At 69.7% G+C, this 23,902-nt stretch carries 29 protein-coding genes; 15 read left to right on the forward strand and 14 right to left on the reverse strand.

Going from position 1 to position 23,902, the window contains the following annotated elements:
- Positions 1-17: 17 nt before the first annotated feature.
- Positions 18-947, forward strand: a complete 930-nt coding sequence (locus CCK91_RS18220; RefSeq protein WP_086475239.1) for a C40 family peptidase — start codon at positions 18-20, stop codon at positions 945-947.
- Positions 948-1,040: 93 nt separating this feature from the next.
- Entirely contained in the window at positions 1,041-2,387 is a 1,347-nt protein-coding gene (locus CCK91_RS18225) for a carboxylesterase family protein (protein ID WP_086475240.1), read from the forward strand.
- Here CCK91_RS18225 and CCK91_RS18230 read toward each other — a convergent pair.
- The gene (locus tag CCK91_RS18230; protein WP_086475241.1) at positions 2,371-2,967 is read right to left on the reverse strand and encodes a TetR/AcrR family transcriptional regulator; all 597 of its coding nucleotides are present in this window, start codon (positions 2,965-2,967) and stop codon (positions 2,371-2,373) included. The two genes, CCK91_RS18225 and CCK91_RS18230, sit on opposite strands and share 17 nt — an antisense overlap.
- A 44-nt stretch (positions 2,968-3,011) precedes the next feature.
- Between CCK91_RS18230 and CCK91_RS18235 the strand changes: the two genes are divergently transcribed.
- Positions 3,012-3,365, forward strand: coding sequence for a DUF952 domain-containing protein (locus tag CCK91_RS18235; protein ID WP_086475242.1), 354 nt, complete (start codon positions 3,012-3,014; stop codon positions 3,363-3,365).
- A gap of 20 nt (positions 3,366-3,385) precedes the next feature.
- Here the strand turns inward: CCK91_RS18235 and CCK91_RS18240 are convergent, their stop codons facing one another.
- Complete coding sequence (locus CCK91_RS18240; RefSeq protein WP_086475243.1) at positions 3,386-3,946, reverse strand: TetR family transcriptional regulator; 561 nt, start codon at positions 3,944-3,946, stop codon at positions 3,386-3,388.
- A gap of 77 nt (positions 3,947-4,023) precedes the next feature.
- Here CCK91_RS18240 and CCK91_RS18245 point away from each other — a divergent pair, with 77 nt between their 5' ends.
- Both CCK91_RS18245 and CCK91_RS18250 read left to right on the forward strand, forming a co-directional pair.
- On the forward strand, positions 4,024-4,917 hold the full coding sequence (locus CCK91_RS18245) for an SDR family oxidoreductase (protein WP_086475244.1): 894 nt from the start codon (positions 4,024-4,026) through the stop codon (positions 4,915-4,917).
- Positions 4,914-5,150 carry a hypothetical protein gene (locus CCK91_RS18250; protein ID WP_133060044.1) on the forward strand — a complete coding sequence of 79 codons (237 nt, stop codon included), beginning with the start codon at positions 4,914-4,916 and terminating at the stop codon, positions 5,148-5,150. The genes CCK91_RS18245 and CCK91_RS18250 overlap by 4 nt, the downstream gene beginning before the upstream one ends.
- On the opposite strand, the gene CCK91_RS18255 is transcribed toward CCK91_RS18250, so the two are convergent.
- The 4 genes from CCK91_RS18255 to CCK91_RS18270 all read right to left on the reverse strand — a co-directional run bounded on the left by CCK91_RS18255 (position 5,144) and on the right by CCK91_RS18270 (position 7,480).
- Complete coding sequence (locus CCK91_RS18255; RefSeq protein ID WP_086475246.1) at positions 5,144-5,404, reverse strand: Txe/YoeB family addiction module toxin; 261 nt, start codon at positions 5,402-5,404, stop codon at positions 5,144-5,146. The two genes, CCK91_RS18250 and CCK91_RS18255, sit on opposite strands and share 7 nt — an antisense overlap.
- Positions 5,401-5,652 carry a type II toxin-antitoxin system Phd/YefM family antitoxin gene (locus tag CCK91_RS18260; RefSeq protein ID WP_086475247.1) on the reverse strand — a complete coding sequence of 84 codons (252 nt, stop codon included), beginning with the start codon at positions 5,650-5,652 and terminating at the stop codon, positions 5,401-5,403. Before CCK91_RS18260 ends, CCK91_RS18255 begins: the two co-directional genes overlap by 4 nt.
- 63 nt (positions 5,653-5,715) lie before the next feature.
- On the reverse strand, positions 5,716-6,729 hold the full coding sequence (locus CCK91_RS18265; RefSeq protein ID WP_086475248.1) for an LLM class flavin-dependent oxidoreductase: 1,014 nt from the start codon (positions 6,727-6,729) through the stop codon (positions 5,716-5,718).
- 52 nt (positions 6,730-6,781) lie between these two features.
- On the reverse strand, positions 6,782-7,480 hold the full coding sequence (locus CCK91_RS18270; RefSeq protein ID WP_086475249.1) for a helix-turn-helix transcriptional regulator: 699 nt from the start codon (positions 7,478-7,480) through the stop codon (positions 6,782-6,784).
- A gap of 73 nt (positions 7,481-7,553) precedes the next feature.
- Here CCK91_RS18270 and CCK91_RS18275 point away from each other — a divergent pair, with 73 nt between their 5' ends.
- Complete coding sequence (locus CCK91_RS18275) at positions 7,554-8,339, forward strand: alpha/beta fold hydrolase (protein WP_086475250.1); 786 nt, start codon at positions 7,554-7,556, stop codon at positions 8,337-8,339.
- Here the strand turns inward: CCK91_RS18275 and CCK91_RS18280 are convergent.
- On the reverse strand, positions 8,336-9,043 hold the full coding sequence (locus CCK91_RS18280) for an NADPH-dependent F420 reductase (RefSeq protein ID WP_086475251.1): 708 nt from the start codon (positions 9,041-9,043) through the stop codon (positions 8,336-8,338). The genes CCK91_RS18275 and CCK91_RS18280 overlap by 4 nt on opposite strands.
- A 136-nt stretch (positions 9,044-9,179) precedes the next feature.
- Between CCK91_RS18280 and CCK91_RS18285 the strand changes: the two genes are divergently transcribed.
- The gene (locus CCK91_RS18285; protein WP_086475252.1) at positions 9,180-9,485 is read left to right on the forward strand and encodes a DUF3072 domain-containing protein; all 306 of its coding nucleotides are present in this window, start codon (positions 9,180-9,182) and stop codon (positions 9,483-9,485) included.
- A 14-nt stretch (positions 9,486-9,499) separates the two neighbouring features.
- Positions 9,500-10,756, forward strand: a complete 1,257-nt coding sequence (locus tag CCK91_RS18290; protein ID WP_086475253.1) for an NAD(P)/FAD-dependent oxidoreductase — start codon at positions 9,500-9,502, stop codon at positions 10,754-10,756.
- A gap of 44 nt (positions 10,757-10,800) precedes the next feature.
- Here the strand turns inward: CCK91_RS18290 and CCK91_RS18295 are convergent, their stop codons facing one another.
- The 3 genes from CCK91_RS18295 to CCK91_RS18305 all read right to left on the reverse strand — a co-directional run bounded on the left by CCK91_RS18295 (position 10,801) and on the right by CCK91_RS18305 (position 12,717).
- A complete protein-coding gene (locus tag CCK91_RS18295; protein ID WP_242664612.1) occupies positions 10,801-11,724 on the reverse strand; it encodes an SMP-30/gluconolactonase/LRE family protein in 924 nt (307 codons plus the stop codon).
- Between the two features lie 29 nt (positions 11,725-11,753).
- Positions 11,754-12,185: a hypothetical protein gene (locus tag CCK91_RS18300; RefSeq protein WP_086475254.1), complete on the reverse strand. Its 432-nt coding sequence runs from the start codon at positions 12,183-12,185 to the stop codon at positions 11,754-11,756.
- 91 nt (positions 12,186-12,276) lie between these two features.
- The gene (locus CCK91_RS18305) at positions 12,277-12,717 is read right to left on the reverse strand and encodes a GNAT family N-acetyltransferase (RefSeq protein WP_086475255.1); all 441 of its coding nucleotides are present in this window, start codon (positions 12,715-12,717) and stop codon (positions 12,277-12,279) included.
- A 157-nt stretch (positions 12,718-12,874) separates the two neighbouring features.
- Between CCK91_RS18305 and CCK91_RS18310 the strand changes: the two genes are divergently transcribed.
- From CCK91_RS18310 to CCK91_RS18330, 5 genes are all read left to right on the forward strand, one after another.
- The gene (locus tag CCK91_RS18310; protein ID WP_086475354.1) at positions 12,875-13,816 is read left to right on the forward strand and encodes an aldo/keto reductase; all 942 of its coding nucleotides are present in this window, start codon (positions 12,875-12,877) and stop codon (positions 13,814-13,816) included.
- A gap of 209 nt (positions 13,817-14,025) precedes the next feature.
- Positions 14,026-15,774, forward strand: a complete 1,749-nt coding sequence (locus CCK91_RS18315; protein ID WP_086475256.1) for a circularly permuted type 2 ATP-grasp protein — start codon at positions 14,026-14,028, stop codon at positions 15,772-15,774.
- Positions 15,768-16,697 (forward strand): alpha-E domain-containing protein, encoded by a 930-nt coding sequence (locus CCK91_RS18320; RefSeq protein WP_064295753.1) that lies wholly within the window; start codon positions 15,768-15,770, stop codon positions 16,695-16,697. Before CCK91_RS18315 ends, CCK91_RS18320 begins: the two co-directional genes overlap by 7 nt.
- Entirely contained in the window at positions 16,694-17,539 is an 846-nt protein-coding gene (locus tag CCK91_RS18325; protein WP_079706431.1) for a transglutaminase family protein, read from the forward strand. Before CCK91_RS18320 ends, CCK91_RS18325 begins: the two co-directional genes overlap by 4 nt.
- 179 nt (positions 17,540-17,718) lie before the next feature.
- Positions 17,719-18,531, forward strand: coding sequence for a CPBP family intramembrane glutamic endopeptidase (locus tag CCK91_RS18330; RefSeq protein WP_165767091.1), 813 nt, complete (start codon positions 17,719-17,721; stop codon positions 18,529-18,531).
- 199 nt (positions 18,532-18,730) lie between these two features.
- Here CCK91_RS18330 and CCK91_RS18335 read toward each other — a convergent pair whose 3' ends face one another.
- On the reverse strand, positions 18,731-19,024 hold the full coding sequence (locus tag CCK91_RS18335; RefSeq protein ID WP_086475257.1) for a DUF4287 domain-containing protein: 294 nt from the start codon (positions 19,022-19,024) through the stop codon (positions 18,731-18,733).
- Positions 19,025-19,151: 127 nt separating this feature from the next.
- Here CCK91_RS18335 and CCK91_RS18340 point away from each other — a divergent pair, with 127 nt between their 5' ends.
- Entirely contained in the window at positions 19,152-19,532 is a 381-nt protein-coding gene (locus CCK91_RS18340) for a DUF3054 domain-containing protein (RefSeq protein ID WP_086475258.1), read from the forward strand.
- A gap of 22 nt (positions 19,533-19,554) precedes the next feature.
- Positions 19,555-20,484: a methyltransferase family protein gene (locus CCK91_RS18345; protein WP_086475259.1), complete on the forward strand. Its 930-nt coding sequence runs from the start codon at positions 19,555-19,557 to the stop codon at positions 20,482-20,484.
- Between the two features lie 115 nt (positions 20,485-20,599).
- On the opposite strand, the gene CCK91_RS18350 is transcribed toward CCK91_RS18345, so the two are convergent.
- The 3 genes from CCK91_RS18350 to CCK91_RS18360 all read right to left on the reverse strand — a co-directional run bounded on the left by CCK91_RS18350 (position 20,600) and on the right by CCK91_RS18360 (position 23,645).
- Entirely contained in the window at positions 20,600-22,015 is a 1,416-nt protein-coding gene (locus CCK91_RS18350; RefSeq protein ID WP_086475260.1) for an MFS transporter, read from the reverse strand.
- Between the two features lie 5 nt (positions 22,016-22,020).
- A complete protein-coding gene (locus tag CCK91_RS18355; RefSeq protein WP_369821917.1) occupies positions 22,021-22,473 on the reverse strand; it encodes a MarR family winged helix-turn-helix transcriptional regulator in 453 nt (150 codons plus the stop codon).
- A gap of 113 nt (positions 22,474-22,586) precedes the next feature.
- Positions 22,587-23,645 carry a magnesium and cobalt transport protein CorA gene (locus CCK91_RS18360; protein WP_064295772.1) on the reverse strand — a complete coding sequence of 353 codons (1,059 nt, stop codon included), beginning with the start codon at positions 23,643-23,645 and terminating at the stop codon, positions 22,587-22,589.
- Positions 23,646-23,902: the final 257 nt, after the last annotated feature.

Genomic DNA, 23,902 nt, shown 5'->3' on the forward strand with positions numbered 1-23,902 from the left:
AGGACGGTACCCCGCACATGACCAGCACCACCCCTGCGCGCGCCCTCGAGCGCCGCGACCCGAACACTCCGGCCGTGACCCCCACGACACCCGCCCGGACCGGCGGCCGCCACGTGGCCCTCAGCCCCCGAGCCGCCCGTCGCGCGGCTCGACTCGAGGACGCCAGCTGGACCGCCTCCGCCGAGGAGGAGCGACGCCACGTCGACCTCGTGCCCACCAAGCGGCCCTCGGCCCCACGCGCCAAGAGTTCCTTCGCGAAGCGCGCCAAGCCGTTCGCCACGTTCGGCGTCATGACGCTCGCCACCGGGCTCTTCGTGTCGGTGTCGCTGCCCGCGGCCGCTGCCGGCGTCGACGTCGATGCGGCGACCGGTGGCGCGATCCCGTCTGCGGCGACGATGCAATCGGTGTCGTACTCCGTGCCGTCGACGGCGGCCGATGTGCCCTTCGTGCGCGACGGCTACGGCGCGACCAGCCAGGAGGAGGTCGACGCCGCCTCCGCCGCCGCTGCAGCTGCCGCAGCCGAGGCGGCCGCGAGTGCATCCGCCGCCTCCTCGTCGTCCGCGTCGGCTTCGTCGGGACGCACCTACGCGGCTCCAGCCGTCGCCCGATCCGGCGAGGCGATCCTCGCCTACGCGGCGCAGTTCGTCGGCGTCGTCCCCTACGGCAACGGCAACGACCCGTCCGACAGCTTCGCCTGCGACGGCTACGTGCAGTACGTGTTCGCAGCGTTCGGCGTGTCCCTGCCTCGCGGGGCCGGGGCGCAGGCCGCGTCCGGCGTGCAGATCTCGGCGTCGGAAGCCGTCGCCGGTGACCTGCTCTACTGGCCGGAAGGTCACATCGCGATCTACGACGGCGCGGGCGGCATGTACGACTCTCCCGACTGGGGTCGCTACGTCCAGCACCGTCTGTCGATCTGGGGCGACCCGGTCTACATCCGCATCCCGTAGGCGACGGCGCTGAATCGCCCGGAAGTGTTCGATTTTGCCGTGAAGACGCGCAGTTCCGGGCAACTCGGCGACGGTGACGGATAGCGTGGACTGATGAGTGACGCACGTGCCTTCGAGACCTCCCTCGGCACGATCCTCGGTCGGGTCGACGGCGCGGTGGTTCGGGCCCGCGGCATCCCGTACGCCCGCGCGGGGCGCTTCGAGGTGCCGGAGCCGGCCGGTCTTCCCGTCGGTCCTGACGGCGATCCACTGCCGTTCCGGGCCTTCGAGCGGGCGCCTGCTTCACCGCAGCGCTCCTCGCGGGTGCTCGAGGCCGTCCTCGAGGGCGCTGGCGAGGGGATGGTCGACTCCGAGGACTGCCAGGCGCTCTCGATCACGCTTCCTGCGGACGTGCGCCCGGACGAGTCGCTGCCGGTGATGGTCTGGATCCATGGCGGCGCCTACGTCACGGGTGCCGGTGACCTCGACGTCTACGATCCGATCAGCCTGGTCGTCGAGCAGCGGGTCGTCGTGGTGTCGGTCACGTACCGGCTCGGGATCCTCGGCTTCCTCGGTGACGGTGAGACGCTGCCGGCGAACCTCGGCCTGCTGGATCTCGTCCTCGCGCTCCGGTGGATCCACGAGCACATCGCAGCGTTCGGCGGCGACCCGGGGTCGGTCACGCTCTTCGGACAGTCGGCGGGCGGCGATGCGATCGCGCACCTCATGATCAGCGACGGCACCGCGGGGCTCTTCCAGCGCGCCATCGTCCAGAGCGCGCCGCTCGGGATCAGCAGTGGGCGGGCCAAGATGGCGAGCGCGATGATGCGGGCGGCCGGCAGCCCGAAGCGGGACGCCCCGGTGGTCGAGTTGCTCGCGCTCGAAGAGCAGGTGGAGCGGGCGGCGCGACGGTTCGGACTGCGTGGTGGCATGGCGTTCGGCACCCAGTACGGTCACGCGCCGCTCCCGGCGGAGGCCGACCGCGACGCCGCCTGGCGGGAAGCCGCTTCGCGCATCGACGTCCTGATCGGCTCGACCACGGAGGAGACGCGGCTGTATGTGCCGCTCATCCCGGCCTTCGCCCGCATGACCTCGGTGCCGCTCGTCGGTGATCCGATCCGGCGGGCGCTCGTCGGCGCGACGACGCACCTGACCTATACGCGCGACGCCCGGAAGTTCGTCGAGCGGCATCGCGCGTCCGGTGGTCGGGCCACGCGCTACGAGCTCAGTTGGGCGCCGCCCGGCAGTCCCTACGGGGCCTCCCATGTCACCGATCTGCCGCTCCTCCTCGGGACCGAACGGTCGTGGAGCCGGACGGCGCTCATCGGCTCGGCGACGTGGGCCGAGGTCGACCGTCGTGGCCGCTTCCTGCGTCAGATGTGGGCCGACTTCGCGCGTGACGGGGTTCTGGCCGCAGACGCGACCGCGGGCCTGAGCGACGTGGTCACGCTCGACCGCTGAGCGTGGCCGGGTGCGTGGACTCTTCGTCGACGACCAATGTCAGGCACTCGCGGGCGTGCGTTCTTGCTTCGGCCGGCGCCGGCGCAGCGGACAAGCCGAGCAGCCTGCGTCGATGCGGTTCGCCGAGGAGCAGGGTGTAGAGCTGCTCCGCCCGCTCGCCGACGTGGCCGGCGAGGAATGCAATCGAGCGGGCCGGGCCGGCGGCGTAGAAGCCGGCGGCGACCTCAGGAAAGCGTGGAGATTCCGCGATCACGAGTCGGTGCAGCGCGACCGAGACGTCGGCGTGCAGTGCGAGCACGAGTCGTGTCGCCGCATCCTCGAGCGGCTCCGCCTCAGAGCCTGGCTCGTCGGCCGCGAGGAGATAGCCGTGCTGCCGTTCGACCGCCGCCGTCAGCACGCCGGCGAGATCGCCGAACCAGGTGTAGATCGTCCGCTTCGTCACGCCTGCGTCGGCGGCGATCGCCTCGATCGTCGTCCCGCCGAACCCGTGCTCGGTGAACCGGCGGATGGCGGCGTCGAGGATCGCGTCGCGCCGGCGGTCGCGTTCGGCTGCCGTCGGGCGACCACGTCTCGATTCCATGCTCTAATGATACGGTAACGTCTCATTAAATGGAGAGGGTGGAGATGACGAAGATCCTGCATGTCGCGATCGTCGACGATTGGGAGGCTAGCCGACCGTTCGGCGAGTACGAGGTGTCGACGCGAGCCGTGCCGTTCGTCGACGCCGGCTTCGTCCACGCGACCAGCGCCGACCGACTGCCCGAGGTGCTCGAGCGGGTGTACGGGTCGCTCCAGCTGCCGCTCGTGCTCATCGTGCTCGACGTGGAGGAGCTGCAGGCGGCGGGCATCGAGGTGGTTCTGAAACCGGAACCGCGCGTGCTCGCACCCCTCCCGACCGCCGGGTCGGCCGTCGTTGCCGAGCTGCCGCTGGAGCGGGACGGCTCGGGTGCCTGGCAGTCGCCGCAGACGCTGCCCTAACCTTCGGGCGCCGCGCGTGGTCAGCCGAGGAGGGCGCGGAGGTCGGCGAGGACGTCGTCGAGCAGTTCGGTGAACGATCTCGTCTCGTCGTCGGCGATCCAGGCGGCGAAGGCCAGGTGGAAGGCTGCCGAACCGCTTTGCGCTGCGAGTGCTGCGGGTACGGGAGCGACGCCCTTCGTGATGAGTGCGGTCGTGAGGGTGTCGGTGAGCGAGCTGCGCTTGAGTGACTCGCGTTCCATCAGTGCCGCGCTGGAGTCGACGATCCGCTGGCGTGCGCGGGACCACGGGCGCCGTTCGTCCGCGAAGAACGCCGCGCCCCCGTGGAGTGCAGCCTCGACGAGTGTCATTGGTGCCGTGGCCTCGGATGCGAGGAGGGCGTCCAGGAACCGCGCCTGATAGTCGTCCTGGTTCGTGAACAGCACCTCGCGCTTGTCGGTGAAGTAGCGGAAGAAGGTGCGCTCGGTGACGCCCACGGCTGCGGCGATGTCGCTCACCGTGACGGCCTCGAACCCATGCGTCCCGAAGAGTTCGATGGCGGCCAGCTTGAGCCGCCCCTCGGTATCCGCTTGCCAACGAGCCATGGATCCATCTTAGCGATGACAGTGGCTGACATCAGGTGCTAGAGTGATGTCATTCACTGACATGAAAGGAGCACGCCATGCGTGTTTTCGTTACCGGAGCAAGCGGCTGGATCGGGAGCGCCGCCGTCGATGAGTTGCTCGAGGCGGGTCACGAGGTGCTCGGCCTCGCTCGCAGCAACGCCTCCGCGGCTTCCCTCGAGGCAAAGGGGGCGGTCGTCCTCCGCGGTGATCTCGACGACCTCGCGTCGCTCCGTCGCGGAGCCGTGGAGTCCGAGGCGACGCTCCATCTCGCGAACAAGCACGACTGGTCGAACCCTGCGGAGTCGAACCGCGCTGAGCGTACGGCGGTCGAGACGCTTGCCGAAGCGCTGGTCGGGTCCGGGAAGACACTCGGCCTCGCTTCAGGACTGTTCAGACCCGACGCGGACCGGCCAGTGCTCGAGACCGATCCGCACCCGGCCGTCGGGCCGGAGTCGATGCGCGGTGGAAGCGAGAACCTCGCGTTCGACTACCAGGATCGCGGGGTCCGGAGCATCGCTCTCCGCTTCGCACCGACGGTGCACGGTCACCACGACCACGGCTTCATCGCACAGATCGTCGCGGCCGCGCGGCGCACGGGTGTCTCCGGATACATCGGCGACGGCTCGAACTCCTGGTCCGCCGTGCACCTCAGCGATGCGGCCCGACTCGTGCGACTCGCGCTCGAGCAGGCTCCTGCGGGAGCCCGAGTGCACGCCGTCGGTGAGGAAGGCGTGCAGGCGCGCCGGATCGCCGAGGCGATCGGTGAGGTGCTCGGCCTCCCGACGACGTCGATCGACCCGGATGACGCGGCGGGTCACTTCGGCTTCATCGGGCGCTTCTTCGGAGCCGAGATGACGGCGTCCAGCGCGGCGACCCGCGCCGCGTACGGATGGGGTCCCACCGGCCCGACGCTGGTCGAGGACATCGCCGCCGGGGCGTACACAGCATGACGCCGCCGCCCCGTTGGAAGATGGCGGTCGTCACCTGGCTCGGGGTGTACCCGCTCATCACGCTGCTGCTGTTGGCGCTCGGGCCACTCATCCTCGGCCTGCCGATCCCGGTGGTGACGCTCATCCTGTCGGTGACGCTCGTCTCGCTGCTCACCTTCGTCGTGATGCCGCTCCTTATGCGCGCCTTCGGGCCGTGGCTGCGCGCGGGCGGGACCGGCGTCGATCGTCAGTAGTGGTCGCGCGCCTGCAGGATGACGATGTGGGTGTCGGTCACCAGGTACACGAGTCGGTTCGCGTCGTCGATCCGTCGGGACCAGGCTCCTGAGAGGATGTGCTTCAACGGCTCGGGCTTCCCGATGCCGATGAACGGATCCCGGAGGACGTCCTGGATGAGTAGATTGATCCGCTTGAGCGTCTTGCGGTCTTGGCTCTGCCAGGAGAGGTAGTCCTCCCAGCCGCTGCGGTCGAAGGCCAGCTGCCGGGTCACGCGTCGAGCAGCTTGTGGGTCTCGAACTCGCCGTTCCGAGCGCGTTCGATCGAGGCGAGGAGTCGCTCGGCGCCCTTGGCGTTGCGGAGCAGGTAGGCCGTCTCGACCATGGCGTCGTAGTCGTCCTTCGAGACGAGGACCGCGTTTCCGCGCTTCGAGACGACCTCGACCGGGACGTGGTCGTCGTTCACCTGCTGGATGAGACCGAACAGATTCTTGCGTGCGTCGGTCGCGGTGATCGCTGACATGAAGAGCCTCCTGGAGTGGTACAGAAAAGCGTACCACTCCAGTTCGCCGTTAGCCTCCTTGGGCTACCCCAGCGCCGGCTTGATGTCCTTGACGATCGACTCCAGGATGCGCGCGTTGAAAGCGACGCCGAGCTGGTTCGGGACGGTGACGAGGACGGTGTCGGCCGCCTGCACGGCTGCGTCCTTCGCGAGCTCGGCGGCGATGACGTCGGGCTCGCCGATGAAGCTGCGGCCGAAGCGCGCGAGTCCGCCGTCGAGGTGTCCGACCTGGTCCTTCGAGTCGGCCTGGGCGCGCAGTCCGAAGTAGCGGCGCGTCTCGTCGTCGATGAGCGGCAGGATGCTGCGGCTCACGGAGACCCGCGGCTGCCATTCGTGACCGGCTTCGGTCCAGGCGTCGCGGAACATCTGGATCTGCTCGGCCTGCAGTTCGTCGAACGGCACCCCGGTGTCCTCGGTGAGGAGCGTCGACGACATGAGGTTCATGCCCTGCTCCGCCGTCCACACCGCCGTGGACCGCGAGCCGGCGCCCCACCAGATGCGCTCGCCGAGCTCCGGCGACTGCGGCTGGATCGCGAGCAGGCCGTTGGTCCCCGTCATCTGCGGGTTCGCGCGGGCCACACCGGCTCCGGCGATGGCCGCGCGGAACACCTCGGTGTGCGAGCGGGCGATGTCCGCGTCGGTCTCCTCGTCGCCCGGCACGTAGCCGAACGACTCCGACCCGCGGAGGGCCGTCTCGGGTGATCCCCGGCTCACGCCGAGCTGCAGTCGGCCGTCGCTGATGAGGTCGGTGGCCGCCGCCTCCTCGGCCATGTAGAGGGGGTTCTCATAGCGCATGTCGATGACACCGGTGCCGAGTTCGATCGTCGAGGTCTTCGCCGCCATCGCCGCCAGGAGCGGGAACGGTGACGCGAGCTGCCGGGCGAAGTGGTGCACGCGCACGTAGGCACCATCGACCCCGACCTCCTCTGCCGCGACCGCGAGGTCGATGCTCTGCAGCAGTGCGTCACGCCCGGTGCGCACGCTGGAGCCCGGAACGTCTTGCCAGTGTCCGAAGGACAGGAATCCGATCTTCTTCACCCTGGCTACAGCGTCGCGCGGAGCGGTTCTATTCCTCTGAATGGATCGCAGGTCACGGTCTCCGACCGTGGACCGGGGCCGCGTTCGCGGGAGGGTCGCCGACCTCCTCCACCGTGTGGCCGCTGCAACCCGCCGACGTCACGCTGGCTCGCTCGATGCGCGCCACGGTGAACCACCGCATCGCGTCGCGCATCCGACACCATCCGACGAGATACCACTGACCGTTCGTCGAGGCGAACAGGACGGGCTCGACGTCGCGCGTGGTCGTGCTCCCGGCCCGCGAGGTGTACCGGATGCGCACGACCCGCTGGTCCGCCATCGCCTCCTCGAGCGCCGATCGGACGACGCGCGAAGCGGTCGGGGGCGCATCGACCCAGATCCGACCGGCCAGTGCGTCGGCTCGTGCGCGGGTCCTGGGGTCGAGGACGTCCAGGATCTTCTGCACTCCGGCGGCCGCCAGGTCCGCGTACGGGGCGTCGGGTGCCGCGGACACCGCCGCCATGAGCGCCACCGCCTGCACCGGGGACAGGCTGACCGGTGGCAGCGTGGCCCCGACGGCCAACCCGTATCCGCCACCTGGTCCGGGGCGTGACCAGACGGGCGCGCCGCTGCGCTCGAGCGCCTGCAGGTCCCGCTTCACGGTGCGCACCGAGACGCCGAAGTCCCTCGCCAGCCGTTCCGCCGAGGTCCCTCGCGATCCACCACGACGCAGCGTCTCGGACAGGGCGTGGAGGCGCTCCGCCCGCCTCATCGGCCCGTCAATTCGAGATTCATGACAGAAATAGTGACACACACCTGCCCGGGGCGGGCTTCACGCTGGAGTCATGAACACACAGAACGACACCCCGACCATCATCCTCATCGCCGGCCACTGGCTGGGCGCCTGGGCCTGGGACGACGTCCTCGGGCATCTGGACGCCGACCGCTCGCGCGCCGTCGCGATCACCCTGCCCGGCCTCGACGAAGCCGATCCCGAACGGTCCAGCAGGACCCTCGACGACCAAGTGGCCGCGATCACGGAGGTCCTCGCCCGGCGGGACGTCTCCGCGGACGACCCAGCGGTCGTCGTCGCGCACAGTGGCGCCAACGCTCCCGTCAGCCTGCTCCTCGACCGGCATCCGGAGCTCGTCCGCCGGGTGGTCTGGGTCGACTCCGGGCCCCTGGCGTCCGGAACGGTCTTCGCTCCGGACCTCCCGGAAGACGTGGCCGAGCTTCCGCTCCCGGCGTTCGACGTCCTCTCGCAGCAGGCGAGCCTCGACGGCTTGAGCGCCGAGGTCCTCGACCGGTTCCGTGCCCGGGCGGTCCCCGAGCCGGGGCCCGTCCTCCGACAGGCTGTCGAGCTGACCAACGACGCCCGCGCCGCCGTCCCCACCACCCTGGTGTGCTGTTCGATCCCGAGCGCGCAAGTACTGGACCTGGCCAGAGGCGGACACCCCATGTTCGCCGAGGTAGCGGGGCTCGAGACCGTCGAGGTCGTCGACCTCCCGACAGGTCACTGGCCGATGTGGAGCCGTGCCGGCGAGCTTGCGGAGGTGATCCACTCAGCGGCCCTCGCCCCGCGACCGAACGGTCGAGACCGGTCGGACGCAGGAACCCGCCAGGTCGGCTAGCGGACGTCCGCCGCGAACGCCCGCACCTCAGCGACCTCGCGGATCTCGTCGGCGCCGATGTTCGCCCCGAAGAGCTCGTGTCCGGGTTCGAGGACGACGCCCGCGCGCAGCGGCCCGATCTCGACGGGGTCGAACCCGAGGGCGTCCACCACGGCCGAGACGGCTGCCCGGTCCGCGGGGTCGTCGCCGGCGATCGCGATTCCCTTGCGGCCCGGTGCTCCGGCGGGACGCGGCTCCCCGTCGAGGTCGTGGTACCCCATGTGATTGAACGCCTTGACGACGCGCGACTCCGGCAGGAAGGCGGCGACCAGCTCGCTCGTCGAGGTCTCCGGTGCGCTGAGGTCGTCGCGATGTCCGTCGACCTCCCACCAGTAGTTCATGGCGTCGATGACGAGCTTGCCGCGCAGCTCGTCGACGGGCACCGACCGGTGCTTGCCGAGGGGCAGCGCGAGGATGACGAGGTCGGCCTGGGCCGCTGCGTCGGCCGACGTCGTGGCGACGGCACCCGGCGCGAGGACGTCGATCGTCAGGGCGATCCGGGCGGCGTCGCGCGAACCGCTGATGAGCACCCGGTATCCGGCGGCGACCGCGAGTCGTGCCAGGACCGTGCCGACCTTGCCGGCGCCGAGGATGCCGATGGTGATGCCCTGCGACGGAGTCGGCTCGTCGGCGGATCGGTCGGTTCCGGAAGCGGTGTCGGACATGGGTCTCCTTCGTGGACGGTGCGGCCGCACGCGGTCGCCTGGGTCAACCGGGGGTCGTCCGTTGCTATTCCGACACCGATCGCGCGGGCCGCGCAACCCCTCCTGCCCGATCGTCTGCTCGACGTACCGTTGCCGCATGACTGACGCAGAACAGACCGACCAGGCGACCCCCGACGCAACGACCTCCGGCGCACCCGAGACGATCGGTGCCACCGAGGAGACCCTCGGAGCCCGGGGCGACGACAGCTCGACGAGCGCGAGCAAGGACCCCGAGGACTGGGTCACCGGCGACGAGCCGATGACCGGCCCGCAGCGCAGCTACCTCGACACCCTGGCCCGTGAGGCCGGCGAGGAGCTCCCCGCCGACCTGACGAAGGCGCAGGCCTCCGAGCACATCGACCGGCTGCAGAACGCCACCGGTCGCGGTCAGTCCGGATCCTGAGCGCCGCCGCCACCGTGACCGATCCCAGGACGGCACAGCTCCATCACGAGGTGGTCGTCATCGGTGGCGGCAACGCCGGCCTCTCCGTCGCGGGGAGGCTCCGGCGATACGGGGTCGATGACGTCGCGGTCATCGAACCGCGGGAGCACCACCGGTACCAGCCGATGTTCTCGCACGTCGCAGGCGGGACCGCGTCCGCGTCGGTCGCCACGCGGCCACAGCGAGCAGTGACACCGAAGGGCGTGACCTGGATCCAGGACCGGGTCCGGTCCATCGACCCGGTCGCGAAGACGGTGACGCTGGAATCCGGAACCGCCGTCGAGTACGACCAGCTCGTCGTCGCTCCGGGCATCCAGCAGGACTGGGACGCCGTGCCCGGTCTGACGGAGGCGATGGCGTCGCCGGTGGGGATCTCCAACTACACGTTCGAATACGCGCAGAAGGCCTCGCGGGTGCTCCGGTCGGTCCGTTCCGGCACCGTCGTGTTCACGCAGCCCGCCGGCCCCGCGAGCTGCTCGGGTGCCGCGCAGAAGCCGATGTACCTCGCGTGCGACTACTGGCGGCAGACGGGCGTCCTCGACGACATCCGTGTGGTGCTGGTCGTCCCCACACCCACGATGTTCGGCATGCCGATGATCGACGCCGAGCTCGACCGGAAGGTCGCCGAGTACGGCATCGAGGTGCGCTTCTTGCGCGAGCTCGTCGCGGTGGATCCGGAGCAGCGCGTGGTGACGATCGCGCAGACCGACCCGCAGGACGGCCCGGACCGTGGCCAGGACGGCGTGACGGGTGGGTTCCCGGAGGAGATCACCTACGACGTCCTCCATGCCGTGCCGCCGCAGTCCGCACCCGACTGGCTCGCGGCCACGGCGCTCGCCGACCCCGGCAACCCTGGTGGGTTCGTCGAGGTCGACTCGCTGACCCTGCGGCATCCCCGCTTCCCCGACGTCTGGGCGCTCGGCGACGCCGCCGCGGTGATGAGCTCGAAGTCCGGCGGTGCCCTCCGGCAACAGACGAAGACCCTCGCGAAGAACCTCGTCGCCGTGTGGTCCGGTCGGGAGCCGAGCACGGTCTACAGCGGCTACTCGGTGTGCCCGTTCACGGTCTCCCGCGGGACGGTGGTGTTCGCCGAGTTCGACGACCGCTACCGCCCGAAGCCCTCGATCCCGTTCTGGAACGGACTCGCGAAGGAGCGTCGGTTCACGTTCTTCGCCGACCGCTACGTCCTGCCCTGGGTGTACTGGAACCTCATCCTGCAGGGTCGGGCGTGAGTCCCAGCTCGCGAACTGTCACCAACGGCTAGTCCGACGCTCCGTCACTGTGCTGGAGTGACAGTTCGCGGGCTCTGGCGGGTGGCGGTTCGGATCCGGTAGAGGGACGTGCTTGCGGTGATGTAGAGCGTCATGCCGTCGGGGTCGCCGAAGCAGACGTTCGCGGTGCGCTCCGGGACCGGGATGCGCAGGATGGTCGCGCCGGACGGGTCGAACACCTCGACGCCGTCGCCCGCCGAGGACCAGACGTTGCCGTCGACATCGATCCGGAAGCCGTCTGATGCGGGTACCGCGGTGCTCGCGAAGGTGCGTCCCGGGGTGTCGCCGAAGACGACCGCGACGCCGTCCTCCGCGACGTCGTACGCCGCGATGCGGAGTGCTCCGTCACCGGTGTCCGACACGTACAGGATCGACTCGTCGGGGGAGAACGCGAGCCCGTTCGGGTGCGCGAGCGCGGTGATGACGGGTTCGACCACGCCGGTCGCCGGCTCGAAGCGGAAGACGTAGCAGCCGTCGTACTCCTGCTCACCCGGGTGCCCCTCACGTCCGCTGGCGTCGATGCCGTAGGGCGGGTCGGTGAACCAGATCGAGCCGTCGGAGTGCACGACGACGTCGTTCGGGAAGTTGAAGCGGCCGCCGGCCCAGTGGTCGACGAGCGTGATCGGGCCGTCGGGCCCCTCGATCTCGACCGCGCGGCGCCCGTGACTGCACTGGACGACCCGGCCCTCGCGGTCGATCGTGCGGCCGTTCGTGTACTCGGCGCCGTCGCGGAACACGGCCGTCTCACCGGTCGCGGTGTCGAACTCGAGGATGCGGTCGTTCGGGATGTCGCTCCAGCGCACGCGGCCGGTCTCGGCGATCCACGCTGGCCCCTCGCTCCAGATCGCGCCCGTGTACAGGTGCTCGAGTTCGGCTCCTTCGGCGAGCAGCGGTGAAGGATCGGTCATGGTGACGTCGTCGTCGGTCATGACGCCCAGCCTATTCGGCAGGTGCCGGTCTACGCCGGATCGATGGGGGAGGAGCCGAGGTTGCGGGCGCTCGGTCGGGTGACGGGCGGCTCGACGATCGACTCCAGGAAGGCCCACGCGTCCATGCGCCAGCGGTCACCGGCGACGTCGATCGCCTCGATCCGGAACGGTGGGGTGAGGATCGCGTCCCAGTCGATCGAGTCGAGGACGCGTCGCGGGATCATCTCGTCGACGTACGGTGCCTCACGCTCCGGATCCGGTGCGACCTCGGGGGCGTCGTCGTCGACGAGGACCTCGAGTCGGTCGATCATCGCGTCGTCGAACTCCTGCATGCGGGTCACGAGCGTGTGGAGTTCGTCAGGTTCGAGACCGGCGACCAGTTCGAGGAGATACGCGCGCCCCGGATACGCCTCCGCGGGCACGTCGACGATGTTGTATCGGCCGTCGTCGGAGATCCACATACGTCAACGCTAGCCCGTCGCGGCTGGAGGCCTGCGGTGAGGTGCGTCGATTCGTCGCTCGAGTCGCCGTCGCGCGACGAGTCGCCGCACCTCAGGCGGTCGGCACCTGACTCGGGTGGACGGGCAGCTGCGCGGCCGGCCGGACGAGCGCTGTCGGGCCGGGATCGGTGAAGCCGAACTGCTCGTAGAGGCCGTGCGCGTCGCTCGTGAAGAGCGTCCACCGGAAGTGCGCGCCGGGACCCTCGTCGATCATCGCCTGCACGATGCGCTTGCCGAGCCCGTGGCCCCGGTGCGCTTCGTGGACGATGACGTCGGCGAGGTAGCCGAAGCCGAGTCCGTCGGACACCGCTCGTGCGAAGCCGACCTGCGCGCCGGTCTCCTCCTCGTACACGCCGATCACGCGCCAGGCGTCGTCGATCTGCGCCTCGACGTCGGCTCGGCTGCGCCACTTGGCCCAGTAGACCTCGCGGAGCAGGGCCCACACGGCGTCCCGGTCGATGCGGTCCTTCGAGTCGTCGATGCGGTAGCCCATCGGCCCACTGTAGGACGGTCGGCGCAGGGCCGTGGAGAGCCAGTCCGGCCTCGGTGGCACGCTCGTCATCGGGCGACACGACGGAATAGTCGAGCCGCCCGCGGGCTTAGCGTGAGGAGAAGCACCAGCGATGCACCGAACCCTGGAGGACCATCAGATGACTCACGCCCGCACCACCCTCGGAACGTCCGACCTGTCCGTCTTCCCGCTGAACCTCGGCGGCAACGTGTTCGGCTGGACCGCCGACCGGCAGACCTCGTTCGACATCCTCGACGCCTTCGTCGCCGGCGGCGGCAACTTCATCGACACCGCCGACGGCTACTCGGCGTGGGTGCCCGGCAACACCGGTGGTGACTCCGAGCGACTCATCGGCGAGTGGCAGGAACTCCGCGGCAATCGCGACGAGCTCGTCATCGCGACGAAGGTCAGCCAGCACCCCGACTTCCAGGGCCTCGCGGCCGACAACATCCTGAAGGCAGCGGACGCCTCACTCGAGCGCCTCCGCACCGACCACATCGACCTCTACTACGCGCACTTCGACGACGAGTCGGTGCCGCTCGAGGAGACGGTGACGGCACTGTCGTCCCTCGTCGACGCCGGTAAGGTCCGCCACCTCGGCATCTCCAACTACTCCGCAGCGCGCATCGCCGAGTGGTTCGAGATCGTCGAGGCCAAGGGGCTCCACCGCCCGATCGCCCTCCAGCCGCACTACAACCTCGTCGAGCGCGAGTTCGAGGGCGAGCTGCGCACGATCGCCGAGCGCGAGCAGCTCGCGGTGCTGCCGTACTTCTCGCTCGCCAAGGGCTTCCTGACGGGCAAGTACCGCGAGGGGTCGAGCGTCGACAGCGTCCGCGCCGAGGGGGCACAGGCCTACCTCGCCGACCACGCCGCGCTCCTGCCCGTCCTCGACGAGGTCGCCGCGGCTCACGGCGTCTCCGTCGCGACGGTGTCGCTCGCGTGGCTCCGCTCGCAGCCGACGGTCGCCGCGCCCATCGCGAGTGCCCGCACGGTCGAGCAGCTGCCCGACCTCCTCGCCTCCGCGACGCTCGAGCTCTCCGCAGACGAGCTGGCCGCCCTCACCGCCGCCTCGGTCGCGTAGGGCTCGCTTCACCCCGCCGGTCCCTGAGCGACCTCCTTCGGTTCCTGAGCGACCTCCTCCGGTCCCTGAGCTTGTCGAAGGGCGCACCTCGACAAGCTCGGTGACCGGTAGGGCGGCTCGGTGGCCGGTGGGGTGTCTCGGTGGCCGGTGGGGCGTCCTCCCCGCGCTCCGAAACACCCCGGCAACATGTGTCCCGGTAGAGTCGGCCCATGGGTGACCTGTTCAACGGCTATGGCGGCACGCTCGCCCCGCGCAAGACTCCGGGCGGCGTTCCCGCCTTCGACGAGATGTTCGGCGAGGCGGCGGAACACGCGGGTGGTGCGACCGCCAGGCGGGCGTATCAGGAGATCTACAGCTCCCTCGCACGGATGACCCAGGAGGAGCTTCGAGGCCGCACCGACGCCCTCGCCAGCTCCTACCTCGCGCAGGGCGTCACCTTCGACTTCGCCGGCGAGGAGCGTCCGTTCCCGCTCGACGCGGTCCCGCGGGTGATCGAGCAGCAGGAGTGGACGCAGGTCGAGGCCGGCATCAAGCAGCGCGTCAAGGCGCTCGAGGCCTTCCTCGCCGATGTCTACGGCCCGCAGCTCGCCGTGCGCGACGGCGTCATCCCCGCGAAGCTCATCTCCTCGTCATCGCACTTCCACCGGCAGGCCTACGGGATCCAGGCGGCGAACGGCGTCCGCATCCAGGTCTCCGGCATCGACCTCATCCGCGACGAGCACGGTCAGATGCGCGTCCTCGAGGACAACGTCCGGGTCCCGTCCGGCGTCAGCTACGTCATCTCCAACCGTCGCGTGATGGCGCAGACGCTCCCCGAGCTGTTCGTCTCGATGCGCGTCCGGCCCGTCGGCGACTACCCGAACAAGCTCCTGCAGGCGCTGCGTGCGTCGGCCCCGCCCGGCGTCGAGGACCCGAACGTCGTCGTCCTCACCCCCGGCGTGTACAACTCCGCGTACTTCGAGCACACCCTGCTCGCGCGGCTCATGGGCGTGGAGCTCGTCGAGGGCCGCGACCTCTTCTGCTCCGGTGGCAAGGTCTTCATGCGGACGACCGCCGGGCCCACGCGCGTCGACGTCATCTACCGCCGTGTCGACGACGAGTTCCTCGACCCACTGTCGTTCCGTGCCGACTCCATGCTCGGTTCGCCCGGGCTCATGCTCGCCGCGCGCCTCGGCAACGTGACCATCGCGAACGCGGTCGGGAACGGTGTCGCCGACGACAAGCTCGTCTACACGTACCTGCCCGACCTCATCAAGTACTACCTCGCCGAGGACGCGATCCTCCCGAACGTCGACACCTGGCGTCTCGAAGACCCGCTCGCCCTCGAGGAAGTGCTCGACCGCCTGGACGAGCTCGTCATCAAGCCCGTCGACGGCTCCGGCGGCAAGGGCCTCGTCGTGGGTCCGGACGCCTCGAAGGAGGAGCTCGCGACCCTCAAGACGAAGCTGCAGGAGGACCCGCGCGGCTGGATCGCGCAGCCGGTCGTCATGCTCTCCACCATCCCGACGCTCGTCGAGGACGGCATGCGTCCCCGCCACGCCGACCTGCGACCGTTCGCGGTGAACGACGGCAACGACGTCTGGGTGCTGCCCGGTGGCCTCACGCGCGTCGCCCTGCCGGAGGGGCAGCTGGTCGTGAACTCCAGCCAGGGCGGCGGCTCGAAGGACACCTGGGTCGTCGGACGTCCGTTCGATCCCAACGCGGCGCCCGAGGCGTCCTCGCACGACATCCAGGGTCTCGTCGCCGAGCAGGCCACGACCGAGACGACGTCGATCCCGATCATCTACGACCACGGCACGACCCCGGAGCACTCGCCCCAGGACCGTCCGGCCGGCAACCAGGACCAGCAGGAGCAACAGCAGCAGACGCTCTCGCTTCCGGTGCTCGACTCCCCGGTCCCTGCCCTTCGACAAGCTCAGGAACCGCTCCCCGGCGGGCAGGAGGATGCATCATGCTGAGCCGCATCGCCGAGAGCCTCTTCTGGATCGGCCGCTACATCGAACGCAGTGACGGTACCGCGCGCATCCTCGACGTCCACCTGCAGCTGCTGCTCGAGGATCCGTGGATCGACGAGGACACCGCCTGCCGATCGCTGCTCTCCGTCATGGGCAGCGACGCGCCCGCCGACCAGGAGCTCACCCGCCAGGACGTCCTCGCGCAGCTCGCCGTCGACCGCACACACCCGGCGTCGATCGCCTACTCGCTCGGCGCCGCCCGCGAGAACGCCCGACGTGCCCGGGAGATCGTGTCGACCGAGCTCTGGGAGTGCCTCAACACGACCCGTGCCCGGATGCCGCGACGCGTCGCAAGCGACAAGGTGCATGAGTTCTTCGGGTGGGTTCGCGAGCGTTCGGCCCTCGCCGTCGGCATCGTCGACTCCGCCACGAGTCGTGACGACGCCTGGCGCTTCTTCACCCTCGGTCGCAGCCTCGAGCGCGCCGACATGACCGCTCGACTCCTGGCGACGCGGTCGCTCACCGAGGCGAGTGGTCCGTCCTGGACGACGATCCTCCGCTCCTGCGGCGCTTACGAGGCCTACCTCCGCACGTACCGCGGCATGCCGAGCGCGAAGAACGCGGCCGAGTTCCTCCTGCTCGACCAGCTGTTCCCCCGGTCGGTCATGTTCTCGATCAGCCGGGCCGAGGAGTGCATGCGCGACCTCGAACCCCGCCGTGGTCGTGTCGGGACCGTGGATTCCGCCCAGCGCCTGCTCGGTCAGATCCGCAGCGACCTCGAGTACCGGCCCATCCAGGACACGCTCGTCGACCTCCCCGGTCGGATGGACGCCGTGCAGAACGTCACCAGCCAGGTGTCGGAGGCGATCCGCGAACGCTACTTCCCCACTCATGCGGTGCCCGCGTGGATCGGAGAGAACTCATGACCCGGCTCCACATCAAGCACAGCACGGGCTTCTCCTACGGCGGCAAGGTCAACGCCTCGTACAACGAGGCGCGTATGCTGCCGGTGACGACCGAGGACCAGTACGTCCTGTACTCGCACATCGACATTCAGCCGGGGGCGTCGCAGTCGACGTACACCGACTACTGGGGCATGAAGGTCTCGGCGTTCGAGGTGCTGACGCCGCACGAGGAGCTCTCGCTCACGGCGACGAGCCTCGTCGAGGTCCGGCCGCGCAAGCACGAGCCGCACCCGACCGGCTGGGAGCAGCTCGACATCGCGACCCAGGCCGCCGTGACGCGGGTGGAGCACCTCGAACAGACCCGCCGCACGACCCCGCCGGACGATCTCGTCGAGCTCGCCCGGACCATCGCCGACCGCTACGAGAGCCCGTGCGAGGCCGCGATGGCCATCAGCCGGGAGATCGGCGAGCAGATGGACTACGTGCAGGGCGTCACGAGTGTGTACTCGACCGCTGCCGAGGCGTGGGCGAACCGGAAGGGCGTCTGTCAGGACATCACGCACATCGTCCTCGGGGCGCTGCGCTCAGTGGGGATCCCGGCCCGGTACGTGTCGGGGTACCTGCACCCGAAGCCGCATGCGGCGATCGGCGAGACGGTGACGGGGGAGTCTCACGCGTGGGTCGAGTGGTTCTGCGGTGACTGGCGTGGGTTCGACCCGACCAACATGGTCGACGTGGGCGAGCGTCACGTCCTCATCGGGCGGGGTCGTGACTACGGTGACGTCTCCCCGCTCCGTGGTGTCTACGCTGGCCCCTATCGCTCGAAGCTCTTCGTGAAGGTCGAGATCACCCGAGAGGCCTGACCGATAGGCGGTGCTGCCAGCGCGGTGCGCTGACGTGAGCGCGGGTCATGCGCGTGAGCGCGGGTCTCCGGAGGGTCGCGCTCACACGCGCGGCCCGCGGTCGCGCCCGTTCAGGGGTTCTCACGCCAGCGCACCGCGCCGGCATCAGTCGGTTGGGCGACACCCGTAGGATCGACGGCATGCAGACCGAGATGATCGTCCCGGCCCGCCGCCCGATGAAGCTGATCCCCGCGGTGCTGCTCGCCGCGTCCGCGTTCTGCCTCTTCGGCCTCATGCAGCCGCTCGCCGGCTACCCGCTCCTCGTCGCCGCGCTCGCGACCGCGATCCTCATCGACCGTGAGCTCGCGAAGGACCTGTTCCTCATCGCGATCGGCATCGGGATCGTCTCGACCACGTCCGTGGAGGCGGATGTCTCCTGGCCGAGCTTCTTCCGCATCGGCACCGTCCTCCTGCTGGCGGTCGGTGTCCCGTTCCTCATCGACCGATTCGTCTACCGGCGGAAGGCGATCACCTTCCCCTGGCGCAGCCGTGAGAAGAAGACGAAGGGCGAGATCGCCTACCTCTTCGCCGTCCCCCTCCTCGGCTGGGCGATCCTCCCGTTCTACTTCATCCGCTCGGGTGCCTACGAGAACTGGCCGGTGATCAGTGACGCCGGGGAACTCGGCCGGTTCTTCGTCGGTGTCAACGCGGTCGGCACCTGGGACGAGCTGTTCTTCATCTGCACCTGCTTCGCCCTGCTGCGACGGCACTTCCCGGTCTGGCAGGCCAACCTGCTGCAGGCCGTCATCTTCGTCTCCTTCCTCTGGGAACTCGGTTACCGCTCGTGGGGTCCGCTCCTGACGTTCCCGTTCGCACTCCTCCAGGGGTACCTGTTCTCGAAGACGCGGTCGCTCGGCTACATCCTCGCGGTGCACCTGCTCTTCGACGCGATCGTCTTCCTCGCGATCGTGCACGCCCACCATCGCGACTGGATCCCGATCTTCTGGTACTGATCGCTGTGTCCGTCCGCCAGCGCACCGCGCTGACGCGAATGTGGGTGTCCTGGGCCCAGCGCGGTGCGCTGACGTGAACGGCGGTGTTCAGGCTTCAGCGCGGGTCTGGCGGGTGAGCGCGGGGCTCCAGAGGGGCGCGCTCACGCACACGACCCGCGCTCGCGTCAGCGCACCGCGCTGGCATCAACCCGGACGGGAGTCAGCCGGCGGCGGGCTTCGTCGCCGCTCCGTCGAGCCAGAGTTCGGTCGACTCGTCGCGGTGCACCCCGTCGGTGCCGACGTGCTTGTCGCTGATCGTCGGACCGTTCTTGATGACGTGCACGAGCGCCATCCCATGACCCCGGCCGAGCTCGTAGTCGGCCTTCAGCCACTCGAGGATCTCGCCGGCCTTCGTCGACGCGTCGAAGCCGCGGGCGTGCGCCTCGTCGACGAGCTCGCGCGGGGTCTTACCGGTCTTCGCCTCTGCGGCGTCGAGATAGGCCTGGAACGACATGACGGCTCCTTCGTCGATCGGGTGTCAGCGCCATCGTAGCCAGCGACGGCACCGAGCGACAGGCCCCGGAGCGCGCCATGCGGCCTCCCTCCAGGGTGGGCGGCGGCGACGCCAATAGGGTGAGGGGATGGACCGCCCCAGCAGGACCCCCGCCGGATTCGCCGCGACCGTCGGCATCGACCTCCTCGCCGTCATCGTGTTCGTCCTCATCGGCCGCGCCAGCCACGGCGAAGGAATCCTCGGACTCCTCGTGACGCTGTGGCCGTTCGCCGTCGGACTCCTCGTCGGACACGTCCTCGCGCTCGTCCTCGGTCAGCGCGAGACCCGCTCCGTCCGCTGGGCCGGCGTCGTCGTCTGGGTGTCGACCGTCGTCGTCGGGATGGTGCTGCGCGCGGTCTCCGGCCAGGGCGTCCAACTCAGCTTCGTCATCGTGACCGTCCTCGTCCTCGCCGCACTCCTGCTGGGGTGGCGCTTCGTCGCGTGGCTCGTCGCCCGCCGACGCCCATGACGCCGCCGACACCGACGATCACATGAGCGCCGAGCGCTGGGGGCGCTGGTACTTCGCCGTGCAGGCCCTCGCCGGCGCCGCATGGTGGGTGTCCGTGTTCCTCGTCCCGCCCGTCCGTGCGGCGACGCTCGGCAGCCTCGACCCCGTCGTCACGGCAGTACTCGACGTCCCGCTCTTCGTCGTCGCCTCGGCGCTCGCCGCGTGCGCCATCCGATGGGCGGCGATCCTCGCGACCGTATGGACGCTGCTGGTCACCGTGTCACTGGGGATCTTCGCGGCCGTGACCCAGGAGGCGGGGATCGGCGCCCTGCTGATGGTCGGCGCCGCGGTCGGCTCGGTCACGGCCCTCGCGCTCGTCCTCACCGGCGGGATCCCGAGAGCATGGATCGCCATCGGGCCGTTCGCGTTCCGCCCAGCCGATGCGTCGGCGTCGACCGGTGCGCAACTCATCAGGACGGCCGTCGAGATCGTCGCGTTCTGGGGCGTCTTCCTCGCGGTGATCCCCGCCGTCCTGCGGTTCTTCGAGCTGCGGTGGCAGGTCGCGATCGCCCTGCCGCCGGATGCGGAGCACATCGCCGTCGTCGTCGGCATCATCGTCCTGGTGCTCGGGAGCGTCGTCGGTCTCTGGTCGGCAGCCGCGATGGCGACGACCGGGGGTGGGACACCGCTCCCCGCCGCGATGCCGAACCGACTCGTCATCGCCGGGCCGTATCGCTTCGTCCGCAATCCGATGGCCGTCGGCAGCATCGTCCAAGGTGTCGGCGTCGGACTTCTGCTGTCGTCCTGGATCGTGGTCGTCTACGCGGTCTTCGGTGCCGTCGTCTGGAACGTCCTGGTCCGGCCCGTCGAGGAGGCCGACCTCGAGGCGCGCTTCGGTGACCCCTACCGCCGCTACCGTGAGGAACTGCGGTGCTGGGTCCCGAGCTTCCGTCCAGTGGCGGCTCGTTCGTAACTCCTGCTGCCCGTGACGACCGGCCAAGTCACCCGCCGACCCGCGCGCCCGGGAGCCCCGGCGGTCGCAGGATGCAGGAGTTCTGAACGCTGAGCGGCCCAGAGCGGAGGACCGTCTAGCGGCGGGAGCCGGTGAGGGTCGTCGACTCGTCGACCGGCGACGACTCGGGACGCGACTCCGGGCGCGGCTCGGGCGCCTTCGCGCGTGACTTCGGCTTCGGCAGTGGGATCGGCGAGGTGAGCGCGATCTGCTCCGAGAAGTCCTCCGGCGTGACCGGCGAGACGACGCCGTCGTGAGTGAACTGCAAGCGCCAGCGGGAGTCGGGCGCGACGCGCAGGCGGAGGTGATGACGGAACACCCCGTAGGCCAGGCCGGTGGCGCAGGCGGCGAACCCGGCGAGCGCGCCCAGGCCGAGCGCCCAGCGCGGCCCGAAGGTGTTCGCCACCCACCCGACGATGGGCGCGCCGATCGGGGTGCCGCCCATGAGGATCGCCATGTACAGCGCCATCACCCGGCCACGGACGGCGGCCTCGGTGCTCGTCTGCACGAGTCCGTTCGCGGTGGTCAGGAGCGTCACCGTCGAGAAGCCGACGAGGATCAGCACGGCGGCGAACGACCAGTAGCTCGGCATGAACGCGGCCGTGAGCGCAGCGACCCCGAAGAGCCCCGCCGCGCCGACGATCATCCGCATCTGGGCCTGCGCCCGCCGCGCCGCGAGGAGCGCGCCGGTCAGGGAACCGATCGCGAGCACCGAGGAGAGGATGCCGTACTCGCCCGCGCCCTTGCCGAACTCGACGGCCATGGTCGAGGCGAAGATCGGGAAGTTCATGCCGAACGCGCCCATGATGAACACGATCACGAAGACGACCATGAGGTCGGGCCGCCCGCGGACGTAGCGGAAGCCCTCGACGAACTGTCCTCGAGCCCGCGGAGGGCGCGGCGCTCGACGGAGCTTGCCCGTGCGCAGAGCCAACAGGGCGCCGATGACGCCGAGGAAGGTGAAGGCGTTCACCACGAACACCCACCCGGAACCGATCGCGACGATGAGGAGACCGGCGATGGCGGGGCCGACCATGCGTGCCGCGTTGAAGGAGGCCGAGTTGAGCGCGACGGCGTTCGACATGTTGTGCTCGTCGACGAGCTCGGAGACGAAGGTCTGGCGGGCCGGGCCGTCGACGGCGTTGATGATGCCGAGGGCCAGCGCGAAGAGGTACATGTGCCACAGCTCGGCGTGACCGAAGATGAGCAGGGCGCCGAGGGCGAAAGCCAGGAGCATGAGGCTCGACTGGGTGAGGATGAGGATCTTCCGCTTGTCGAAGCGGTCGGCGATGAGACCGGTGATCGGCACGAGGACGAGCTGTGGCCCGAACTGCAGGGCCATGGTGGCGCCGACGGCCACGGCGTCGTTGTCGGTGAGGTCGGTCAGCACGACCCAGTTCTGGGTGGTGGCCTGCATCCAGGCGCCGACGTTCGACACGAGTGCGCCGATGAACCAGATGCGGTAGTTGACGCTGGACAGGGAACGGAACATTGCACTCACTGGGTGGCGAGTCTCCTCATGATCTCGGCTGCGCGGGCGAGGGTGTCGCGTTCGTCCGGGGTGAGCGCGCGCAGCTGCTGGGTGATCCACGCGTCGCGCTTCCGGACGGTCTCGGTGACGGTGGTGTGGCCCGCTTCGGTGAGGGCGATGGTGACCTTCCGGCGGTCGGCCGCGTCGGTTTCTCGGGTGACGTACCCGGCCTCTTCGAGGCAGTTGACGGTGCGATTCATGGATGGCGCGGACACGCGGTCGCGTTCGGCCAGTGCCCGCAGGGTTGCGGATCCCTCTTTGTAGAGCCCTCCGAGGACGGAGAACTGCGGATCGCTGAGGTCGTCGACCGACTTCTCTCCGCGCAGTCGTCTCGCGAGCCGGAAGGTGCCCATCCGGAGTTCGGACGCCTGCTCGGCGATGGTGAGTGCTCTGGTCTTCGTGCCTGCTCCGCTTGCCACGATTCATTAGCTTAGCTCATTAGCCACCCTAAGTAAACCCGCGAACGGTCACCAACCGACAGTGCACGGGGTGCAGGACTGACCGTTGGTGACAGTTCGCGAGCAGGGTGGGGTCAGAGCCAGCGGCGGGCTCGGAAGATGGCGTACAGGGTGCCGGAGAGGACGAGCATCGCTCCGATGGCGACCGGGTAGCCGAACTGCCAGTGGAGCTCCGGCATGTCGTCGAAGTTCATGCCGTAGACGGTGCCGATGAGCGTCGGGGCGAAGAGGATCGCCGCCCAGGAGGAGATCCGCTTGATCTCCTCGTTCTGCGCCAGCGCCGTCTCGCTCATCCGACGCGACTCCTCGTTCTGCGCGAGGCTCGCCTCTGAGAGGCGTCGCATCTCCTCGTTCTGCTGCTGCGTCATGAGCGTCGCGTGCACGGTCAGCGCGTTGCGGAGCAGGTGCCGGAAGGAGTCGACGCGCTCCGCGATCCGCAGCGTGTGGTCGAGGACGTCGCGGAAGCCGTTGCGCAGCTCCTCGTCGAGGCCGTACTTGTCGGCGCCCTGCAGCAGGCCGTGGAGCATCGCCCGCAGGGGCGTGGTCGCGCGCTGGAACGCGATGACCTGGCGCAGCAGTTCGTAGATGCGACGCGAGACGTCCGCGGCGTCGCCGAAGAGCTCGTCCTCGATCTCGTCGATGTCGTTCTCGAGCCCCGCGACGACGGGACCGTAGCCGTCGACGACCTGGTCGAGCACGGCGTGCAGGACGGCGTCGGGGCCGAGCGCGAGGATGTCGGGCCGGGCTTCGAGTCGCCGCCGGACCTGGCCGAGGTCGGGCTTCTCTGCGTGGCGGACCGTGACGACGAACCCGGGTCCGACGAACAGGTGCACCTCGCCGAATTCGACCCGCTCCTCCTCGTCCAGGTAGCGGGCGGGACGCAGGACGACGAACAGCGTGTCGCCGTAGCGCTCGAGCTTCGCCCGCTGATGGCCCTTCAGGGCGTCCTCGACGGCGAGCGGATGCAGGTCGAACTCCTGAGCGACGGAGCGGATCTCCGACGGTTCGGGGCGGTACAGGCCGATCCAGGCCATACCGCGCTGTTCGTTGAGGAGTTCGTACGTCGCGTCGAGCGATCGCGGGCTCGCCGAGCGCCGTCCGGTCACGTAGATGCCGTTGTCGATGAGTGCCATGAGGTCTCCGTCCATCGATCGACGGGAACGTGCGGCGGCCGCGCGGGTGCAGGCGATCGTGATGGATCGCACCCGGGGAGGTGTGAGTGAGGGCGCCTCGGCACCGGCGGTGGCAGCGCCTACCGGGTGAGGGAGGCGAGGCGGTTCGTCGATGCGATGGCGCGGATACTGTCACCAGCCATGGCCGCTCACCTCGCTTCCGTCGAAACCTGCCGGCCCGCCGTTCGGGCCTTGTTCACCGTACGCCTGCCCTCCGG

It is taken from the genome of Plantibacter elymi (nom. nud.) (assembly GCF_900177795.1).
GTDB lineage: Bacteria > Actinomycetota > Actinomycetes > Actinomycetales > Microbacteriaceae > Plantibacter > Plantibacter elymi.

Excerpts from the sequence above, each read along its gene's own strand:
- CCK91_RS18260 (WP_086475247.1), bottom strand. The coding sequence starts at position 5,652 with ATGTCAGCGATCACCGCGACCGACGCACGCAAGAATCTGTTCGGTCTC.
- CCK91_RS18285 (WP_086475252.1), top strand. The coding sequence starts at position 9,180 with ATGACTGACGCAGAACAGACCGACCAGGCGACCCCCGACGCAACGACC.
- CCK91_RS18245 (WP_086475244.1), top strand. The coding sequence starts at position 4,024 with ATGCGTGTTTTCGTTACCGGAGCAAGCGGCTGGATCGGGAGCGCCGCC.
- CCK91_RS18300 (WP_086475254.1), bottom strand. The coding sequence starts at position 12,185 with ATGTGGATCTCCGACGACGGCCGATACAACATCGTCGACGTGCCCGCG.
- CCK91_RS18275 (WP_086475250.1), top strand. The coding sequence starts at position 7,554 with ATGAACACACAGAACGACACCCCGACCATCATCCTCATCGCCGGCCAC.
- CCK91_RS18330 (WP_165767091.1), top strand. The coding sequence starts at position 17,719 with ATGCAGACCGAGATGATCGTCCCGGCCCGCCGCCCGATGAAGCTGATC.
- CCK91_RS18320 (WP_064295753.1), top strand. The coding sequence starts at position 15,768 with ATGCTGAGCCGCATCGCCGAGAGCCTCTTCTGGATCGGCCGCTACATC.
- CCK91_RS18295 (WP_242664612.1), bottom strand. The coding sequence starts at position 11,724 with ATGACCGACGACGACGTCACCATGACCGATCCTTCACCGCTGCTCGCC.
- CCK91_RS18250 (WP_133060044.1), top strand. The coding sequence starts at position 4,914 with ATGACGCCGCCGCCCCGTTGGAAGATGGCGGTCGTCACCTGGCTCGGG.
- CCK91_RS18345 (WP_086475259.1), top strand. The coding sequence starts at position 19,555 with ATGAGCGCCGAGCGCTGGGGGCGCTGGTACTTCGCCGTGCAGGCCCTC.
- CCK91_RS18350 (WP_086475260.1), bottom strand. The coding sequence starts at position 22,015 with ATGTTCCGTTCCCTGTCCAGCGTCAACTACCGCATCTGGTTCATCGGC.
- CCK91_RS18220 (WP_086475239.1), top strand. The coding sequence starts at position 18 with ATGACCAGCACCACCCCTGCGCGCGCCCTCGAGCGCCGCGACCCGAAC.
- CCK91_RS18230 (WP_086475241.1), bottom strand. The coding sequence starts at position 2,967 with ATGGAATCGAGACGTGGTCGCCCGACGGCAGCCGAACGCGACCGCCGG.
- CCK91_RS18340 (WP_086475258.1), top strand. The coding sequence starts at position 19,152 with ATGGACCGCCCCAGCAGGACCCCCGCCGGATTCGCCGCGACCGTCGGC.
- CCK91_RS18305 (WP_086475255.1), bottom strand. The coding sequence starts at position 12,717 with ATGGGCTACCGCATCGACGACTCGAAGGACCGCATCGACCGGGACGCC.
- CCK91_RS18225 (WP_086475240.1), top strand. The coding sequence starts at position 1,041 with ATGAGTGACGCACGTGCCTTCGAGACCTCCCTCGGCACGATCCTCGGT.
- CCK91_RS18310 (WP_086475354.1), top strand. The coding sequence starts at position 12,875 with ATGACTCACGCCCGCACCACCCTCGGAACGTCCGACCTGTCCGTCTTC.
- CCK91_RS18335 (WP_086475257.1), bottom strand. The coding sequence starts at position 19,024 with ATGTCGTTCCAGGCCTATCTCGACGCCGCAGAGGCGAAGACCGGTAAG.
- CCK91_RS18270 (WP_086475249.1), bottom strand. The coding sequence starts at position 7,480 with ATGAGGCGGGCGGAGCGCCTCCACGCCCTGTCCGAGACGCTGCGTCGT.
- CCK91_RS18280 (WP_086475251.1), bottom strand. The coding sequence starts at position 9,043 with ATGTCCGACACCGCTTCCGGAACCGACCGATCCGCCGACGAGCCGACT.
- CCK91_RS18325 (WP_079706431.1), top strand. The coding sequence starts at position 16,694 with ATGACCCGGCTCCACATCAAGCACAGCACGGGCTTCTCCTACGGCGGC.
- CCK91_RS18360 (WP_064295772.1), bottom strand. The coding sequence starts at position 23,645 with ATGGCACTCATCGACAACGGCATCTACGTGACCGGACGGCGCTCGGCG.
- CCK91_RS18235 (WP_086475242.1), top strand. The coding sequence starts at position 3,012 with ATGACGAAGATCCTGCATGTCGCGATCGTCGACGATTGGGAGGCTAGC.
- CCK91_RS18240 (WP_086475243.1), bottom strand. The coding sequence starts at position 3,946 with ATGGCTCGTTGGCAAGCGGATACCGAGGGGCGGCTCAAGCTGGCCGCC.
- CCK91_RS18315 (WP_086475256.1), top strand. The coding sequence starts at position 14,026 with ATGGGTGACCTGTTCAACGGCTATGGCGGCACGCTCGCCCCGCGCAAG.